Below are 18700 nucleotides of genomic sequence, written 5' to 3'. Positions count from 1 at the left end.
TTCGCGTCACCGGTCCTGTCGCTTGAGGGCGGACAGCAACTCTTTTCCCAGCGGTCCGGCCGAAGCGGGGTTCTGCCCCGTGATGAGCCGGCCGTCGACGACGACGTGAGGCTGCCAGTTGGCCGCAGACGAGTACTCGGCGCCCTCTGCCCTCAACGCGTCCTCGAGCTCGTAAGGCACATCCTCGCGGGCGTAGTCGTACTCTTCCTTCTTTGAGAAGGACGTTAGCTTCTTGCCGCGCACGAAAGGGGTACCGTCACCAAGGTCAACACCAAGCAGCGCGCACGGCCCGTGACAAACAGCGCTGACGAGCTTGCCGGTGCTCCAGGCGCGCACGATGGCATTCTGGACCGCTGCGTTGCGCTGGATGTCCACCATGGGCCCGAGACCTCCGGGCACCAGGATGGCGTCGTAGTCGGCGGCATCCACCTCGGACAACTTTCGACTGTGATTTAGGCGACGAAAGGCTTTGCTCGCGAGGAAATCCTTCTGGGCGGGATCTTTCTCGTCGTACGCATCGTAAGGCGTCCATCCCCCGGCCGGGGACGCGAACTCCACCGCGACGCCAGCCTTGTCGAGCACCTCGAAAGGATGGGCGACCTCGGCGAAAAAGAAGCCGACCTTGCGATTATGCGGACCGAGCACGGCTGCGTTGGTGACGATGAAGAGGACATGTTGGGTCATGGGTTACTCCTTTGCATTCAGGTGGCCAGAGCACCACTGCTGGCCGACCAACAACTTTGCCGTCGAGATTGCGGTCCCCACCATTGGGATCGCGTTGACGCGACGCAGAGAACGCCTCACTCCGGACAGGGCTGCCCCGCGGCCCCCCACAGGGCCATGTCCTTGACGTGATCCTCGAAGGTGCCCGGTGGCGTGGAGCGGCCTGCGCCGGGCGACCAGCCGCGGGGGATGAAGCCGTTCAACGACGCATCGTGGCGCAGATGATCGAGGAGACCGGCGGCATCGCGCCCGCCATTGCGCTTGGGATCCTTCAGCTGCGCGCAGATCTCGGCGCCGCTCTTGCCGAACCAGATGAAAGCCACCGGCGCGAGCTGCCAGTCGATGCCCGCGCGCGGCGGCGACGGTGCCGGCTCGTTCGCCTGGGCCGAGGTCATGTGACAGGTCGAGCACGGGATCGCCTCCGCGCCGATCCGGCTCTCGCCGCCATGGATGTTCATGCCATGCACGCGTGGTTTTGTTTCCCCTGCCGGCGTCCAGATCGGGATCGCCTTGGCATCGACATGGCAATTGGCGCAGCGCGGATGCGTCACCACCGCTTCAATCCGCTTCCAGGCCAAAAGCCCTTCGGCGCGGCTGACGCTGCCCGCCGGCAGCACGTCCTTCGCGCCTTCCTTGGCACCTTCGTCCTTGGCCGCGACAATTCCGGTGAGAGCCGCGATCGTGGACGCGGCGATGACGAGCGCAATCAGAGACCTCTTCATCGCTGATCCTCACACGAAATCGATGAACTTGTTGAAGGGCATTTCGCGGATCCGCAGTCCGGTCGCCGCGAAGATCGCATTGGCGAGCGCGGGCGCGGCGGGAGGAACCGGCGGCTCGCCGACGCCTCGCACTTTCGGATCGTTCTCGAGCCCGCGCACCTCGATGACCGGACATTGGTAGATCCGCATCGCTTCGTGATGATTGTAATTGGTCTGCTGCACCGCGCCCTTGGCATAGGTGAGCTCGCAATTGATGGCGTGGCCAAGGCCCCAGACGACGCCGCCCTGCACCTGGTTCTCGAAATTGACGGGATCGACGACCTTGCCGACGTCAACCGCGACCCAGACCTTGTCGATCCTGATGCCGCGGTCCGTCTTCGTCACCTCGACCACTTCGGCCACCGGCGTTCCGAAGGATTCCACGAAGGCGACGCCGCGGCCTCGGCCGTTGCCGAGCGGTCCCTTCCAGTCCGACATCTCCGCGACCGTCTCCAGGACCTTGCGATAGTGCGGCACGGTGCACATCGCGATGCGCCCCCTCATGGGATCAAGGCCCGCGGCATGGATCAGCTCGTCGATGAAGCTTTCGGTGAAGAAGCCCGATGTCGAGGCGCCGACCGACCGCCACGTCGTGCTCGGCGAAAGTCCCTGCGCCTCAAAGCTCGTGGCGCGGAAATTGGGGATGTCGTAATAGACGTTCCACAGGCCGGCGGCCAATTGCCCGTCGGGATCCTTCGAGGGTGTGCCCGAACGTTCGAGCAGCCCCTTGAGCGGGGTCGTCGAGGCCAGTTGCAGGTCGGCCGCGACGATCTTGCCCTTGTCGATGCTGCCACGGTGCCGGGCGATCGCAATCTGCCGCGGAATGTCCTGGAGAAAGTCCTCCTCGCGCGAGAACACCAGCTTGATCGGCATTCCCTTCATCTGATTGGCGATCTCGGCGAGAACGCGGACGTTCTCGTACTCGAGACGGTGGCCAAAGCTTCCGCCAGTCCACTGATTGTGGAAGGTGACCTGCTCGGGCTTGAGGCCGATCGCCGTCGCCGCGACATATTGCACGAAGCGAGGGCTCTGGTGGCCGACCCAGATCTCCATGCCCTTGTCGGTGACGAGGCCGATCCCGTTCAGCGGTTCGAGCGGCTGATGCGCCACGTAAGGAGCGCGATACTCGGCCTCGACGCGCGTGCCCGTCTTCAGGCCACCTTCGATGTCGCCGATCTTCTTCCACTCCTTGCCCAGGAATTCCGGCTTGAACGAGGATTCCAGGACCTTCCAATGGTCGGCCTGCTCGGCGGGATAGACCGAGGGCGCCCACTCGCAAGCGATGGCGTCGACCGCCTTCATGGCGTACCAGCTGTTCGTCGCGATCACCGCAACGCCATTCTTGATCTCGAGGATCTGCTTCACCCCCGGCATCGCGCGCGCCTTGCTCGCGTCGTAGGATTTCAGCGGCTGCCCCTTGTTGGGGTTCAGCTTGACGGAGGCATAGAGCATGCCGTCCATCTTCATATCGATGCCGAACTTCAGCTCGCCCATCACTTTCGAGCGGACGTCGAGCCGCATCATCGGCTTGCCGAGCATGCGCCATTTTGACGGGTCGCGCGGCTGTGCATCTAGCACCGGCGGAATTTTTGAAGCGTCCGCGGCGAGATCGACATAGGCGATCTTGGTTCCGTTGGGCAGGATCACATGGCCGGATTGGGTGCGAAGGTCGGCCACGGCGACACCCGAACGCTTGGCCGCAGCGGCCTTGAGCGTCTCGCGCGCGACCGCACCGGCAACGCGCAGCTTTTGATAGGTGTCCGGAATCGTGCTCGATCCACCCGTCATTTGCAGGCCGGCTTGTCTCAACCATTCGAGCGTCTTGGCACGCGCTTCCTCGGCGGCCGGACTCTGGTCCGCTGCGACGAACGGCGCGAACTCGTCGGCGAAGCCGGTGTTGAAATAGGCGGGACTGGGACCAGCGAAGCGAATCTCGAACTGGCCGGGATCGAGGTCCATCTCTTCGGCGATCATGATCGGCTGCACCGAGCCGACGCCCTGGCCGATATCGGCGTGCTGCGCGATCAGCGTGATCTTGTCCGGGGTGATCTCGACCCAGGGGTTGAAGGTCACCGAGTTCGGGGCGAGGCCCGCAGCCAGCGGATTGCCATCGGCGCTCGGCGCGGCCGCCTCAGCGTGACTATAGGCACCGAAAGCAATGCCGCCGGCGACGGCAGCGGAGCCGAAAACGAAAGCCCGACGCGATAGGGTCTGCATGTGGCCCATCTCACTTCTCCGCCATCTTCTTCGCCGCAGCCGCATGGATCGCCGCGCGGATGCGCGGATAGGTGCCGCAGCGGCAGAGATTGCCGGACATTACCTGATTGATCTCCTCGTCCGTCGGCTGGGAGATCAGATCAAGGAGGGAGATGGCCTGCATGATCTGGCCGGTCTGGCAGTAGCCGCATTGCGGGACTTGATGCTCGATCCAGGCCTGCAGGACCGGATGCTGCTCCCTCTTCTCCAGCCCTTCGAGCGTGACGACCGACTTGCCCGCGACCTCGCCGATATGCGCCTGGCAGGACCGGACCGCCATTCCGTCGATCTGCACGGTGCAAGCACCGCATTGCGCGACCCCGCAACCGTATTTGGGACTGGTGATGCCGAGCTCGTCGCGCAGCACCCAGAGCAGAGGCATCTCGGCAACGACGTCCACCTGGCGCTTGATCCCGTTCACCGTGAGCTCGATCATGTCGGTCTATCTCCTCGCGGATCATCTGGTCGGCACAACAGCACTGCCTCATGGACTCCGAGGCGTATTTCCGATTCCTGCGAGATCATGCGCAATCCCTGCGGAATGCCGCATCGGAACGATCTACCTTCACGTCGGCTTGGCCGCAGCACAATTCGCGATACTGCCCCGGCGTGAGACTTGCGGCCTTGCGGAACACGCGCGTGAAATTGGCTTGCGAGCCGAAGCCGAACGCCAGCGCGATTTCGACCAAGGACAAACGGTCGCGTGCGAGCTCGTGCCGGGCAGCCTGGACGCGGCGATCGGTCACATAGCGGTGCGGTGACAATCCGGTCGCCTCGCGAAACAGCCGGGAGAAATGATAGGGGCTGAGGCAGGCCTGGGCCGCCAGATCCTCGAGCCTGATATCGCTGCCGAGAGAAGCCTCGATATAGTCCAGCACGCGCTGGAGGCGCCGCGGGTCGAGCGACGGCGATTTGTCCGGCGCGCGCCAGCGGTCGATCGTATAATTCGCGAGAAGATGTGCCGCGAGCGCAACCTGGATTCCCTTCACAAACAGCGCGTCGGTCGGCTGGCGCGCGCGATGGAGCAGATCGCGCAGCGGCGAGCAGATGTGGAAGAGCACCTGGTCCGCCAGACCGTGGGCGTAGGCGATCTCGACTTTCGCCGGATCGATATCGAAGTCCGCAAGCGCACTCTGGTCCAGCAGCGCCGGCGGAAGATAGAGATGAAGGCATTCCATTCGGTCCGACAGTTCGAGATGGCTCTCCTGCGTCCCCACGGGAACGAGGTAGCTCATGCCCGGCCGCGCGAGACTCTTCTGGACTTCGCCGTTGCCGGCCCGGCACACCATGCCGCCGCCTGACAGCACCATGACGATTTCGGTGCAGATGGGGATGGGCGTTGCCTGGCGCCCCGCCTCGAACCTGCGATGCTCGATGCTCAGCCCCGGCCAATCGCCCGCCGCTGCGAGCTTCTCGCTGTTCTTGTATTTCTCATCTCCATGCGTCACGAGCGCCATCACGACCTCCGCAAGTTGCGGCGAATTCCGGCCCCGTATCGCGAACGCGCGATCATTCCATCCGGTGATGAGTTGCAGCCCCGGCCGCTGCCACGCCGATCTCCGAATTTCTCACAAGCGGCGATGACGAAGTCCAGAGGCGGCTCGGTTAAAAGAGGTAAAAGGCAGGCAAGGCAAAGGCTTGGCGCGTGTCGCAGTTGGCGTCGAACGCTGATCTCTTCGCGAATGAGCAAGAAGCGTCGGTCATCGCGCAGGAATCGGAAATACCGCAGTGCTCGCGAGCGCTAGTGAAGCGCGCATCAACGGCAATGCCGCCGTATTGAGGATCGGAGCCTGGTATGAAGACTCTTATCTCCGCACTTGCCGCAATGTCGATCGCAGTGGCCGCTCCCGCGGTCGCGGCCGAGAGAACCGTTTCCATCGTCCTCGTCCACGGCGCCTTCGTCGATGGCTCGGGCTGGAAGGACACCTACGATATCCTCTCGAATGCGGGCTATGAGGTGCTCGTCGTCCAGCAGCCGACGATCTCGCTGCGAGACGATGTCGCGGAGACCGAACGCGTGATCGCCAAGGCGCGGCATCCGGTCATTCTGGTCGGACATTCCTATGGCGGAATGGTCATCACGGAAGCCGGCGACAATCCGAAGGTTCGCAGCCTCGTCTATCTCGCGGCATTTGCGCCCGACGCCGGGGAGTCGGTCAGCACGCTGGCGGAAGCGCCGGTGCCCGCCGGCGAGCACAAGGCTCCGCTGGTCGCCGAGGGCAACTATCTTCTCGTCGACCGCGACAAATTCCCCACCTCTTTCGCGGCCGATGTCGACGCGGCGACGACCCGCTTCATGGGTGCCGCACAACTGCCGTGGGGATTGCAGGCGGTGCAGACCAAGGTCGACCGCGTGGCCTGGAAGACGAAGCCGACCTATTACATGGTGACCAGCGAGGATCACATGATCCCTCCGACGGCACAGCGCACCATGGCCAAGCGCTCCGGCGCGAAGGTGACGGAGATGAAAAGCAGCCACGCGGTGATGCTGTCGCATCCGCGCGAGGTCGCGGCGTTCATCAGAAGTGCGGACACATCCGCGGCCGACTGAGTCGGCCGGCCCGCGCACGGATCGTTTCGGCTGTCACAGAAGGACTCGCAACATGGCTCTCAAGGATATTCTGCCGGGGAAGCTGGGTTTCGGTGCGGCGCCGCTCGGCAACATGTTCCGCGACATCCCGGAGCAGGAAGCCCTGGCGACGGTGAACGCAGCCTGGGACGACGGCATCCGCTATTTCGACACCGCGCCTTTCTATGGCGCGGGTCTTGCCGAGATCCGCATGGGCGCTGCGCTCGCAGGCCGGCCGCGAGGCGACTATGTCGTCAGCACCAAGGTCGGGAGATTGATCCTGGACGAGATCGAGGATGTCAGCGCCCGCGACCTCGGCGAGAAGGGCGGCGTCTTCAAATATGGCCGCCCGAACAAGATCGTGAACGACTATTCCCGGGACGCAACGCTGCGCTCGATCGAGGACAGCCTGAAGCGGCTCGCTACATCCCGCATCGACATCGCCTTCGTGCACGACGTCGCGCAGGATTTTTACGGCGACGAATGGCTTTCGGTCTTCGAGACCGCGCGCAAGGGCGCGTTCAAGGCGCTCGACCGGCTGCGCGACGAGGGCGTGATCAAGGCGTGGGGCCTCGGTGTCAACCGGGTCGAGCCGATCGAGCTGCTGCTCGCGCTCGAAGAGCCGCGCCCCGACGGCTTCCTGCTCGCAGGCCGCTACACGCTGCTCGACCATGCAAGGGCGCTTCAGCGAGTGATGCCGATGGTTGCCGAGCACGAGCTCGCGATCGTCGTCGGCGGCCCCTACAGCTCCGGCGCACTCGTCGGCGGTCCCAACTTCGAATATGCGCCGGCGCCTGCGGAAATCCTCGACAAGGTCGCGCGGATCAAGGCGATCGCCGACCGCTACGGCATCAGCATGAAGGCGGCAGGCCTGCAGTTCGCGCTGGCCAATCCGGTGGTGGCGGCCGTGATTCCCGGGCGATCGGAAAATACGGCCGCTGCGGCAGCATCATCAGCCTGGCTTTTCGGGAATGGCGATGCTCCCGGTGCCGAATGGCCAGATGCCGGCGATCGCCCCCGGCGGCATGTCGTCAACTGCGCGCGATGAGGCGCCGCTCGGCGCGCGGCTCCAGGGCGTCCAGCATTTCGGACTGACGGTGCAGAACATGGAGCGGGCCTATCAGTTCTACACGGAGGTGCTCGGCGGCACCGAAGTGTTCCGTCACGGCGATTTCCAGGGCGACGGCGTGCAGAACACGCTGCTGGCCGACCAGGAGATCGAGGCGAACGCGCGCGGGGTCAATCCCAGGACCATCGGCGTTCCCGACCTCAGAAGCGGAGCGCAGCGGCTCGATGTCCGCTTCATCCAGTTCGACAACATGGTGCTCGAACTGCTGCAATATCGCGAAGCCGATCAGCCGATGGGCAGTGCGAAGAGCTTTGCCGAGCCGGTGGAGCACATGAGCCCGGCGTTTCCGCGCATGATGCACATCTGCTTCTACGTTCGCGACGACGTCGACTTCAACAAGTTCATCGCCGACCTCGAAGCCGAGTCCGCGCGCCGCGGCATGACGCAGGTGAGAGCGAACCGCACCATCCGCGTCATGACGGAAGCGGACCGCAAGGCCGCTCCCCGCAGCGCCAACACGAACCGGGTCACCGCGGAACCCTCGAACGGCTGGGAGCTGATCTATTGCAAGGGGCCGGAAGGCGAGCAGCTTGAATTCGTCAAAGCACTCGGCCCGGTCAAGCAGCGTTTCAGCGAGGCCCTGGCAAAGCGGCAGCAGACAATCGTGCGCTGACCATCAAACCTCGGGCGACCGGCTTCCGCTGGTCGCCTGGCAAAGCGCCCACGATCTCAATGTGAAAGACTTCATCATGCAAATGCTCGTCCGCAATTCGCTCGGCGCCCTGCTCTTCGCTACCTCGATGGCCATGACGGCGGCGCCGGTCCTCGCCCAGGAAGCCCCGCGTGTGCGCTATCAGGAGATTCCGGAAGGCGCCTATTCGGTGGTGGCCCAGGTCCGCGCCAAGCCAGGGAAGGAAGACGAATTGCGCACCGCCACACTGCCGCTGATCGACCTCGTTCGCGGCGATCCCAAGAACCTGGTCTATTTTCTCCAGGAAGACCGTGCCAAACCCGGTCATTTCATCTTCTATGAGGTGTTCGCCAGCCAGGCCGATTTCGACGCGCATAACGCGATGCCCTATGTGCAGACTTGGTTCGCCAAGCTTCCGGAACTTGCCGATGGCGGTGTCGAGGTCATGCGCATGGCGGTTCTCGGCAAGCCCAAAAAATAGCCGGCGCCTGCGCGCGAGCGGTTTTGTCGCAGCATCCTGCGGCCGAATGCCCGCAGCAATCGTGCGAATTCAGAACGGCTTACTTCAACAAGTTTACAGCGCATGATAATTGCAGGCGATCTGTTCGATCGATTGGCAATGATCAATGCGGGCTGCCACGGAGACACGGCAACGGGGCACACGCCGGCAGGAGCTCACCTACTGCTTCGGCCCCTTCCGACTGGTTCCCAGCCGCCAGCTCCTCCTGCTCGACGGGCGCCCCGTCAAACTGGGCGGGCGTGCATTCGAGCTCTTGCAGCTGCTGGTGCAGCGCCGCGGCGAGCTGGTCAGCAAGAATGAGCTGATGGCGGCGGCCTGGCCGGGCACCTTCCTCCACGACAGCAATCTCAAGGTCAACATGTGGAGCCTGCGGCGCTCGCTGGGGGATACCCAGATCGAGCCCGCCTACATCGCGACCGTGGCGCGTCGCGGGTACAAGTTCATCGCGGACGTGCAAATCAGCATCGGCGAGATCGAGGACGATCTGGCTCACGCCGATCCCCTCCCCTTGCCCAATCCGCCATTGTTGCGCGGCATCGTTGGCCGTGAAACGGAGATCGTCGAGATCGCCGACCTGTTGGCCGGCAACCGGCACGTGACCCTTGCTGGCGCAGGCGGGATCGGCAAGACGACCGTGGCCGTCGCGGCCGCACGGGCCTACGCGCCACACTGCCGGGACGGCGTCTGCTTCGTCGACCTCGCGACAATTTCCGATCCGACGCTGTTCGGCGCAGCCCTGGTGACGGCACTGGGCATCAGAGGCAATACGGACAACGGTCTGGCTGCGGCCCTCGACTATCTGAGGCCGCGGCAGATGCTGCTCATCCTGGACAATTGCGAGCATGTGCTGCCCGCCGCAACGATCTTTGCCGGCAAGTTCCTGACGGACACCTCGCCATCCAGGCTGCTCGCGACCAGCCGCGAACCGCTCGGCACCGCCACCGAACATGTCGTGCGGCTTGGTTCGCTGCCCTCGCCGCGATCCGGGCTCGCCCTGACCGTCGATGAGGCCCTGAGATTCCCGGCGGTGCAGCTGTTCGTCCGCCGCGCCGCCGAATGGTCGGACTATCAGTTCGCTGATGACGATTGCGAGGACGTCGCTTCGATCTGCCAATCGCTCGACGGCCTTCCGCTGGCGATCGAACTGGCGGCGGCCCAGATCGGCAGGTTCAATCCTCGCGAATTGGTGGCGCTGCTCGATCAAAAGCTGGGTTTTCGCGCCCCCAGCGCCGAGGGCACGCCGCCGCGCCATGAGACCCTGATGGCAACGATCGACTGGAGCTTCCGTCTGCTGTCGCAGAAGGAAGCGAGACTGTTTTGCCTTTTGTCGGTGTTCACTGACGCCTTCGACGCCGAGGACGCGGTTTTCGTCGCCGAGGCGGCAGGGCTCTCGCCGGTCGACGTCGCCACGGGCCTCAGCGGTCTCGTCGCGAAATCGCTGTTGAGCGCGCAGGCCCGGGGCGCGAGCCTGCGCTACCGGCTGCTCGACAGCACACGGCGGTATGCCGCCGAACGGCGCAAGGCCGATCCGGCCTGCGACCAGGCACTGCGCCGCCATGCACAATGCGTCCTCGCGCTGTTCGAACGGTCCGAGGAGGAGTGGAACTGGCGCGAGCCGGCCGATTGGACGCAGCGCTACCTTGGCCGCATCGCCGACTTGCGCGCTGCGCTGTCATGGGCGTTCGGCGAACAAGGTGATGCTGCCCTCGGAATCAGGCTCACAGTTGCGGCGATCACCTTGTGGTCGGAAACCTCCATCCTGTCGGAAGCGCAGGCGCGGCTGGAGGATGCGCTCGCCTTGGCCAAGACCGCCGCCTGCGGCGATCTGTCGAAGGCAAAGCTCGCCTGCGCCCTCGGATGGAGCCTGTTCTACGCGCGCAACATGTCGAATGAGAACGAGGTTGCCTGGCAAGATGCCATCGCTTTTGCGCGGCGGGCCGGCAGCATCGAGTATCAGCAGCGTGCGCTGGTGGGTTTTGCCTTTTACCTGTTGCAGATCGGCCAGATCCCGCGCGCGATAGCCCATCTCGAGGAGGCCACCGCACTGGCCGACCGCGACCGCGACCGCGATTTGACGGCAACGTCCGAAGCGGATCGGGCCTTGGCCTGGGCCCGCGCCTTTGCCGGCGAGTTGGGCAAGAGCCGCCCGGTGCTGGATCGTCTTGCGGCAACCTACTCGCTGGCCGAGGGCTGTTCGCGCAAGGATGCGAACGAGGTCTACCGGTTCATCACCGTCCGCTTCAACCTGCCGTTCGTGGCGTGGATGCAAGGGCAAGCCGACTACGCGGCGAGGCTGGCCCGCGACGCGGTCGACGCCGCGGACCGCGGCGGCCATTGGGTGTCGCAATCGAACGCGCTGGGGCTTGCCGCACTTCCTGTCGCGCTCGAAACCGGCAATCTGGATGCGCTCGAGGGCTTCACGATGCGGCTGCGTCGCAACCTGGAACGTGAACGCATCTCGCGCTGGGTCCCGGTCGAGCGCTATTTCTCCGCCTGCCTTCGTGACTTGCGCGGCGATCCGCGCGCGGTGGAGGATATTCGCGCCGCGATCGACGAGCTGATCGAATGTCGCTTCTTGATGCGGATCGGCAGCTATCTCGCGGTCCTCGCCCGCGCCTATCTGCGGCAGGGGCGGATCGCGGAGGCGCGCGAGGTCATCACGCGGGCGATCGACCATCAGGAACGTCAGGGCGAGCGCTGGTGCCGGTCGGAACTTCAAAGGGTCGAGGCAGCGGTCCTTCTCCACGCCGGCGAGCCGTTGCGCGCCGAGCAGCGGCTACAGCAGGCGCTGACCGAAGCGCGCGCCATAGGAGCGATGACATTCCAGTTGCGGATCGGCACCGATCTCGCCGCGCACTGGATCGCGACCGGCCGCAAGACCAGGGCCATCCGACTGCTCGCCCCGATTTATGACGCATTCACCGAGGGCTTCGAGACGCCAGACCTGGTTGCCCCCTCGCGCCTGTTGCGAGGCGTGCGGCCGACGGCGAGCGCCTGCGGCCATTATCGCCAGCAGGGACCGGTGCACGCTCGCGGTGCATAGCTGGCCTACCGCTGCGCCTTCCGCGCGTGCTTTACCATTCCCCGAATTCCTGATCCTCTCTCCTCAACCGGCCGGATCAACCGGCCTCTGCCTGAGGAGAGAGACGCCATGAAGCTCGGCACTGCCATTGCGGAAATCATGAGGCGCGAGGGAATCGAGATCCTCTGCGGCTATCCCGTCAACCACCTGATCGAGCACGCGGCCAAGGCCGAGATCCGCCCGGTGATGGTGCGGCAGGAGCGCGTCGGCATCCACATGGCGGATGCGATTTCGCGGGTGACGTCGGGTCGCACGATCGGCGCGTTCTGCATGCAGCATGGACCCGGCGCGGAGAACGCGATGGGCGGCGTCGCGCAGTGCTACGGCGAATCCGTGCCCGTGCTGGTGCTGCCGATGGGCTATCAGCGCCGGCTTGCGCATATCGAGCCGAACTTCAATTCCAGCGAGGCGATGAAGCCGTTCGCGAAATCATCCGAGCCGATCATCCTTGCGGCTGAAGTCGCCAACATCTTCCGCCGCGCCTTCACGAAGCTGAAGAACGGCCGGGGCGGCCCTGTGATCGTCGAGATTCCCTCCGACATGTGGAACGAGGAGGTGCCGGAGCCGCTGAACTACACGCCGGTGCTGCGCACCCGCTACGGCGCCGACCCGGTGCATGTGAGGGAGGCAGCAAGCCTGCTCGTGAATGCCAAACGGCCGGTGATCTATGCCGGCCAGGGCGTGCATTACGCGCAGGCCTGGCCGCAGCTGAAACGGCTCGCCGAGCGGCTCGCCATTCCCGTCACGACCAGCCTCGGCGGCAAATCGTCGTTTCCGGAGACGCATCCGCTGTCGCTCGGCTCCGGCGGCCTCGCCGTGCCGCGCGCGGTGCCGAAGTTCCTTGCCGAGGCCGACGTCATCTTCGGCATCGGCTGCTCCTTCACCGAGACCAATTTCGGCATCGCGATGCCGAAGGGCAAGACCATCATCCATTCGACGCTCGACCCGAACCATCTCAACAAGGATGTGGAGGCGAAGATCGGCCTCGTCGGCGATGCCGGGCTCGTGCTCGATGCGCTGCTGGAGGAGATCGGCAAGACTGTCACCGCGGATCGCGATGCGTCCGCGGTCGCGGCCGAGATCGCGGCCTCGCACAAGGAGTGGCTGGCGAAATGGATGCCGAAGCTGACCAGCAATGACGCGCCGCTCAACCCCTATCGCGTGCTGTGGGACCTGCAACACACCGTCGACATCAACAACACCATCATCACCCATGATGCCGGCAGTCCGCGCGACCAGCTCTCGCCGTTCTGGAGATCGGTCGAACCCCTCACCTATCTCGGCTGGGGCAAGACGACGCAGCTCGGCTATGGCCTGGGGCTCGCGATGGGCGCCAAGCTCGCCAAGCCCGACAAGCTCTGCATCAATGTCTGGGGTGACGCCGCCATCGGCTTCACCGGCATGGACTTCGAGACCGCAGTGCGCGAGCGCATCCCGATCATGTCGATCCTGCTCAACAATTTCTCGATGGCGATCGAGTTGAAGGTGATGCCGGTCTCGACCGAGAAATATCGCTCGACCGACATCTCCGGCGACTACGCCGCCATGGCGCGCGCCTTCGGCGGCTATGGCGAGCGGGTAACGAGGCCCGAGGACATCATCCCCGCGATCAAGCGCGGCATCCAGAAGACGCAGGAAGGCATTCCCGTGCTGCTGGAGTTCATCACCAGCAAGGAGACCGAGGTGTCGCGGCCGGGCACGTGAGGCCGGGCCTCGCTGCGGGCGCTGGCTCCGGCCGCAGGAGATGTGATAATCCGCCCTGGTGCCGCGCAGGTCGCGGCATCAGGCCGGAATGCGAATGACCAACCCTTCCAACGATGTCGCCGATGCACTCGCCGCCGAGAACGCCCGGCTGCGCAGCGAGCTTGCGAGCGCGCGCGACCGCCAGAGCGCCAGCGCCGAGATCCTGCGCACCATCGCGGCCTCGCCTTCCGACGCCCGGCCGGTGTTCGAGGCGATCGCATCCAGCTCAAAACGCCTGCTCGGCGGCTTCTCCGCCACCGTGCTCCAATTCATCGGCGACGAGCTGCATCTCGTCGCCTATACGCCGACGAGCCCGGAGGCGGACGCGGGACTGATGGCCTCGTTTCCGCGGAAGATCACGGAGTTTCCGACCTTCGGGCTGGTGCGCGGCGGCGAGACCATCCAGTTTCCCGACAGCGAAGCCGATGACGTCCCGCAGCTCAACCGCGATCTCGCGCGGCTGCGGGGCTTCCGCAGCGTCCTGTTCATGCCGCTGATGAACCGCGGCGCGCCGGTCGGCATGATCAGCGTCACCCGCGCCGAGGTCGGCGCATTCGCGCCCGATCTCGTGCAACTGCTCCAGACTTTTGCCGACCAGGCCGTGATCGCGATCGAGAATGCGCGGCTGTTCAACGAGACGCAGCAGACGCTGGAGCGGCAGACCGCCACGGCGGACATCTTGAAGGTGATGGCCGCCTCGCCCTCCGACGTGCAGCCGGTGTTCGACGCTATCGCCGCCAGTGCCAACCGCCTGATCGGCGGCTTCTCCACCGCGGTGCTGCGCTATATCGACGGCGCAGCGCATCTTGCCGCCTTCACCCCGACCGATCCGGCCGGCGACCGCGTGCTCCAGGCATCATTTCCGGTGCCGTTCGCGCAGTTCCCGCCTTACCGCCTCGTGGCGGGCGGCAGTGCGGCGCAGCTGCCGGACACCGAGCTCGAGCCAGCCGCGCGCGACATCGCGCGCGCCCGCGGCTATCGCAGCATGCTGTTCGCGCCGCTGATGAGCGAGGGCGAGGCCATCGGCGTCATCATCGCCACGCGCCGTGCGATAGGAACGTTCGACGAGCATCACGTCCGGCTGCTTCAGACCTTCGCCGACCAGGCCGTGATCGCGATCAAGAATGTCAGCCTGTTCAACGCCACCAGGGAAGCGCTGGAGCGGCAGACCGCGACCGCCGACATCCTCAAGGTGATCGCGGCCTCGCCGGCCGACGTCACGCCGGTGTTCCAGGCCATCTCCGACAGCGCCAAGGTGCTGGTCGGCGGGCATTCCACCGCGGTCACGCGCGTGATCGGCGGCATGCTGCATCTGGCCGCCTTCAGCACCGACAACGAGGCCGGCAATGAGGACTTGCTCAGCTCGTTTCCGACATCACTGTCGTCGTCGGGCATTCACAGCCGGGTGGCGACCAGCAGCGAATATGCGTTCCGCAGCGACATGCAGAACGAGCCCGATCTCACGGAGGCCATGAAGGAGCTGGCGCGGACGCGAGGCTATCGCAGCATTCTCGTGGTGCCGATGCTGCGTGACGGCGTTGCGATCGGAACCATCGGCGTGACGCGGCCTGAGGCTGGTCATTTTCCCGAAAAGGCGATCAACCTGCTCAAGACTTTCGCCGACCAGGCCGTGATCGCGGTCGAGAACACCCGCCTGTTCAACGAGGTGCAAGATCGCACGCGCGAGCTCGCCAAATCGCTCGACGATCTGCGCGCTGCGCAAGACCGGCTGATCCAGACCGAGAAGCTGGCCTCGCTCGGCCAGCTCACCGCCGGCATCGCGCACGAGATCAAGAACCCGCTCAACTTCGTCAACAATTTTGCCTCGCTCTCGTCCGAGTTGACCGACGAGCTCAACGAGGCGCTGGCGCCGGTCCCGCTCGCCGACGATGTCCGCAACGAGATCGAGGAGCTGACCGGGCTCTTGAAGGACAATCTCGGCAAGGTCGTGCAGCACGGCCGGCGCGCCGATTCCATCGTCAAGAACATGCTGCTACATTCGCGCGAAGGCGGCGGCGAGCATCGCGAGAGCGACATCAACGCGCTGGTCGAAGAGAGCCTCGACCTCGCCTATCACGGCGCGCGCGCCGAGAAGCCGCAGTTCGACGTGACGGTGAAACGCGAGCTCGATCCGGCGGCAGGTTCCGCCGACGTCTTCCCGCAGGAGATCACGCGGGTGCTGCTGAACCTGGTCTCGAACGGATTTTATGCGGTGACGAGGCGCAAGGCGGACACCGGCGCCGCCGGTTACGAGCCGGTGGTGACGGCGACCACCCGCGACCGCGGCGACCGCATCGAGATCCGCATCCGCGACAATGGCATCGGCATCCCCGACGAAGTGAAGGCGAAGATGTTCAATCCGTTCTTCACCACCAAGCCCGCCGGCGAAGGCACCGGCCTTGGACTGTCGATGAGCCACGATATCGTGGTGAAGCAGCATGGCGGCACGATCGACGTTGCGACGGAGCCCGGCAAGTTCACGGAGTTCACGATCCTGCTGCCGCGGAAGAGCAGCTTCCCGGACGGAGGCAAGGACTCCCCCTGACCGCGAGATACCGTTCCGCCGATATCTCCGACGCCCGTCTTTCCGTAAGAATATCGCTGGCCCCCTCGATTTCGGGGTGAAATAATCGAGCTCCTGACAAGGGTTTGAGCCCAGCGCCGCCAGGCTTTGGGCAATATGGATTTCAGGATGACTGCGCTTCCGCAGGACGTAGCGACCGAGCTCAATGCAAAGATCACCGAACTCGAGCAGCGATTGCAGGCGGGCATCGCCGAGAACGACCGCCTGCAGTCCGAACTGGACCTGTCACGTGAGCGCCAGAAGGCGAGCGCGGAAATCCTGGGGACCATCGGCAGCACCCGGGGCAACGCGGCGCGGTCGTTGCAACGGATCGCCGAGACCTGCGGAGCTCTGTTCGGGGCACCCAGCGTCTCCATCCGGCTGGCCGAAAACGGCGAGTGGACGCAGGCCATCGGCTATGGTGAGACCTCGGGCCGCGTCCGTTCTGCCGTTCCGTCAGCGACGCTCCGCATTGGCGGCCCGAACCTCCCAGGCACCGTGGTGGCGGAGAATCGGCAAATTCACATCCCAAACCTCGACCAGATCGATCCCTCGATGGCCGATTGGCCCGGCCTGCCCCACGCCCGCGCGGCCGGAACGCGCACCATGTGCGGCACGCCGCTGCGTCAGGAAGGAACGGCGGTCGGCGCACTGATCGTCTACCGCGACAGATTGTTGCCATTCACGCCGGAAGAACTCGCGCTGCAGCAGAGCTTTGCGGATCAGGCCGTGATCGCGATCGAGAACGCGCGGCTCTTTAACGAAGTGCAGGCGCGGACGCACGAGCTTACCGAAGCACTCGAGCAACAGACCGCGACATCGGAGGTGCTGAGCGTCATCAGCCGATCGGCCGGCGACCTCGCGCCGGTATTCGACGCCTTGCTGAGCAGGGCAATGCAACTCTGCGCCGCCAGTTTCGGCGTGCTCAACACCTACGATGGAGCGCACTTCCACACAGCGGCCACTTACGGCCTGCCGCCCGCCTACGATGAGCACCGGCGCCAGATGCCACTCAGCTATGGTCCGGCCACCGCGCCCGCGCGCCTCTTGAAGGGTGAAGCGTTCGTCGAAATCGCCGACCTGCTCGAGTCGGACGCCTATCGCAGCGGAGAACCGAACCGTCGGGCGCTGGTCGATCTCGGCGGCGCGCGCTGCGTGCTCGCGGTGCCGCTGCTGAAAGACCAGCGAGTGGTCGGCAACGTCATGATCTTCCGGCAGGAGAACCGGCGCTTTTCCGAAAAGCAGATCGCGCTCCTGCAGCAATTTGCTGCCCAGGCGGTCGTTGCGATCGAGAACACGCGGTTGCTCCGAGAATTGCGCCAACGCACCGAGGATTTGACCGAAGCGCTGCAACAGCAAACTGCGACTGCAGACGTGCTCAAGGTGATCAGCCGCTCGGCTTTCGACCTCGAAACCGTGCTCAGTACGCTGACCGAATCTGCCGCGCGCCTTTGCGGTGCCGACATGGCGGCAATCACGCGGCAGGTATCCGACGGGGCTTATTATCATGCCACCCGACACAATTTCTCGCCGGAATGGGAACGCGTATCAAAAACCCTTCGCCTCGGCCCGGGCAGGGGCAGCGTGGTCGGACGTGTGCTGCTGACCGGCAAGGCCGTGCAAATTCCCGACGTGCTGGCCGACCCGGAATACGCCTTTCCCGAACAACAGAGGGTGGCCGGGTATCGTACACTTCTCGGCGTGCCGTTGCTCCGCTCCGGCCAGCCGACTGGCGTGCTCTTTCTTGGCCACAAGACCGTCCGGCCCTTCAGTGACCGGCAGATCGAACTGGTGCAGACCTTCGCCGACCAGGCCGTCATCGCGATCGAGAATGTACGCCTCTTCGACGAGGTGCAGGCCCGCACCAAAGAACTTGCCGCCTCGCTCGATGACCTCCGTACCGCGCAGGACCGACTGATCCAGACCGAGAAACTCGCCTCGCTCGGCCAGCTCACCGCCGGCATCGCGCACGAGATCAAGAACCCGCTCAACTTCGTCAATAACTTTGCCGAACTGTCATCGGAGTTGACGAACGAACTCAACGATATTCTGAAGGCAGCCAGCCTCGCCGACAAAATCCGCGACGAAGTCGATGAATTGACGGGCATGTTGAAGGACAATCTGCAAAAGATCGTGCAGCACGGCAAGCGCGCAGACTCCATCGTCAAGAACATGCTGCTGCATTCGCGCGAAGGCAGCGGCGAGCATCGACTGAGCGACATCAACGCCCTGGTCGAGGAGAGCCTCAACCTCGCCTATCATGCGCGCGCGCCGAGAAGCCGCAGTTCGACGTCACGATGAAACGCGAGCTCGATCCGGCGGCCGGGCAAGCCGACGTGTTTCCGCAGGAGATCACGCGGGTGCTGCTAAACCTGATCTCGAACGGGTTTTATGCGGTGACCAGGCGCAAGATGGACAATGGCTCTGGCGACTACGAGCCGATCGTGACCGCCACCACGCACGATCGCGGCGACCACATCGAGATCCGCATCCGCGACAACGGCATCGGCATCCCCGACGAGGTGAAGGCGAAGATGTTCAATCCGTTCTTCACCACCAAGCCGGCTGGCGAAGGCACCGGCCTCGGCCTGTCGATGAGCCACGACATCGTGGTGAAGCAGCATGGCGGCACCATCGACGTCGCGACGGAGCCGGGAAGTTCACGGAGTTCACGATCCTGCTGCCGCGCAAGAGCAGCTTCCCGGATACCGGCAAAGGGTAGC

12 protein-coding genes and 1 pseudogene are annotated in these 18700 nt (G+C 64.7%); 8 read left to right on the top strand and 5 right to left on the bottom strand.

Annotation, left to right across the window (positions count from 1 at the left end):
• Positions 1–6: 6 nt before the first annotated feature.
• The 5 genes from FOM02_RS25460 to FOM02_RS25440 form a co-directional block, all read right to left on the bottom strand.
• Positions 7–684: a type 1 glutamine amidotransferase domain-containing protein gene (locus FOM02_RS25460; protein WP_027558806.1), complete on the bottom strand. Its 678-nt coding sequence runs from the start codon at positions 682–684 to the stop codon at positions 7–9.
• Positions 685–800: 116 nt separating this feature from the next.
• The gene (locus FOM02_RS25455) at positions 801–1445 is read right to left on the bottom strand and encodes a hypothetical protein (protein ID WP_027558805.1); all 645 of its coding nucleotides are present in this window, start codon (positions 1443–1445) and stop codon (positions 801–803) included.
• A gap of 9 nt (positions 1446–1454) precedes the next feature.
• On the bottom strand, positions 1455–3710 hold the full coding sequence (locus tag FOM02_RS25450; RefSeq protein ID WP_027558804.1) for a xanthine dehydrogenase family protein molybdopterin-binding subunit: 2256 nt from the start codon (positions 3708–3710) through the stop codon (positions 1455–1457).
• A 1-nt stretch (position 3711) separates the two neighbouring features.
• A complete protein-coding gene (locus FOM02_RS25445) occupies positions 3712–4176 on the bottom strand; it encodes a (2Fe-2S)-binding protein (protein ID WP_167336520.1) in 465 nt (154 codons plus the stop codon).
• Between the two features lie 85 nt (positions 4177–4261).
• Positions 4262–5197, bottom strand: coding sequence for a helix-turn-helix domain-containing protein (locus tag FOM02_RS25440; protein ID WP_027558802.1), 936 nt, complete (start codon positions 5195–5197; stop codon positions 4262–4264).
• A 338-nt stretch (positions 5198–5535) separates the two neighbouring features.
• Between FOM02_RS25440 and FOM02_RS25435 the strand changes: the two genes are divergently transcribed.
• The 8 genes and pseudogenes from FOM02_RS25435 to FOM02_RS25400 all read left to right on the top strand — a co-directional run bounded on the left by FOM02_RS25435 (position 5536) and on the right by FOM02_RS25400 (position 18699).
• Positions 5536–6291 carry an alpha/beta fold hydrolase gene (locus FOM02_RS25435; RefSeq protein ID WP_231164314.1) on the top strand — a complete coding sequence of 252 codons (756 nt, stop codon included), beginning with the start codon at positions 5536–5538 and terminating at the stop codon, positions 6289–6291.
• Between the two features lie 52 nt (positions 6292–6343).
• Positions 6344–7357 (top strand): aldo/keto reductase, encoded by a 1014-nt coding sequence (locus tag FOM02_RS25430; RefSeq protein ID WP_265440072.1) that lies wholly within the window; start codon positions 6344–6346, stop codon positions 7355–7357.
• Complete coding sequence (locus FOM02_RS25425; protein WP_265440071.1) at positions 7311–8051, top strand: VOC family protein; 741 nt, start codon at positions 7311–7313, stop codon at positions 8049–8051. The genes FOM02_RS25430 and FOM02_RS25425 overlap by 47 nt, the downstream gene beginning before the upstream one ends.
• A gap of 76 nt (positions 8052–8127) precedes the next feature.
• Positions 8128–8550, top strand: a complete 423-nt coding sequence (locus FOM02_RS25420) for a putative quinol monooxygenase (RefSeq protein WP_231164313.1) — start codon at positions 8128–8130, stop codon at positions 8548–8550.
• Between the two features lie 145 nt (positions 8551–8695).
• Positions 8696–11632 carry an ATP-binding protein gene (locus FOM02_RS25415; protein WP_051377987.1) on the top strand — a complete coding sequence of 979 codons (2937 nt, stop codon included), beginning with the start codon at positions 8696–8698 and terminating at the stop codon, positions 11630–11632.
• Positions 11633–11719: 87 nt separating this feature from the next.
• Positions 11720–13375 (top strand): thiamine pyrophosphate-requiring protein, encoded by a 1656-nt coding sequence (locus FOM02_RS25410; RefSeq protein ID WP_265442204.1) that lies wholly within the window; start codon positions 11720–11722, stop codon positions 13373–13375.
• Positions 13376–13469: 94 nt separating this feature from the next.
• On the top strand, positions 13470–15959 hold the full coding sequence (locus tag FOM02_RS25405; protein ID WP_027558796.1) for a GAF domain-containing protein: 2490 nt from the start codon (positions 13470–13472) through the stop codon (positions 15957–15959).
• Between the two features lie 147 nt (positions 15960–16106).
• Positions 16107–18699 (top strand): annotated as a pseudogene (locus tag FOM02_RS25400) (GAF domain-containing protein).
• The last annotated feature ends 1 nt before the right edge of the window (position 18700 follow it).

The sequence above is a fragment of the Bradyrhizobium sp. SEMIA genome, assembly GCF_014844175.1.
Lineage (GTDB): Bacteria > Pseudomonadota > Alphaproteobacteria > Rhizobiales > Xanthobacteraceae > Bradyrhizobium > Bradyrhizobium arachidis.
The sequence above is the reverse complement of the archived record's forward strand: the minus strand, read 5'-3'. Positions and strand labels throughout refer to the sequence as shown.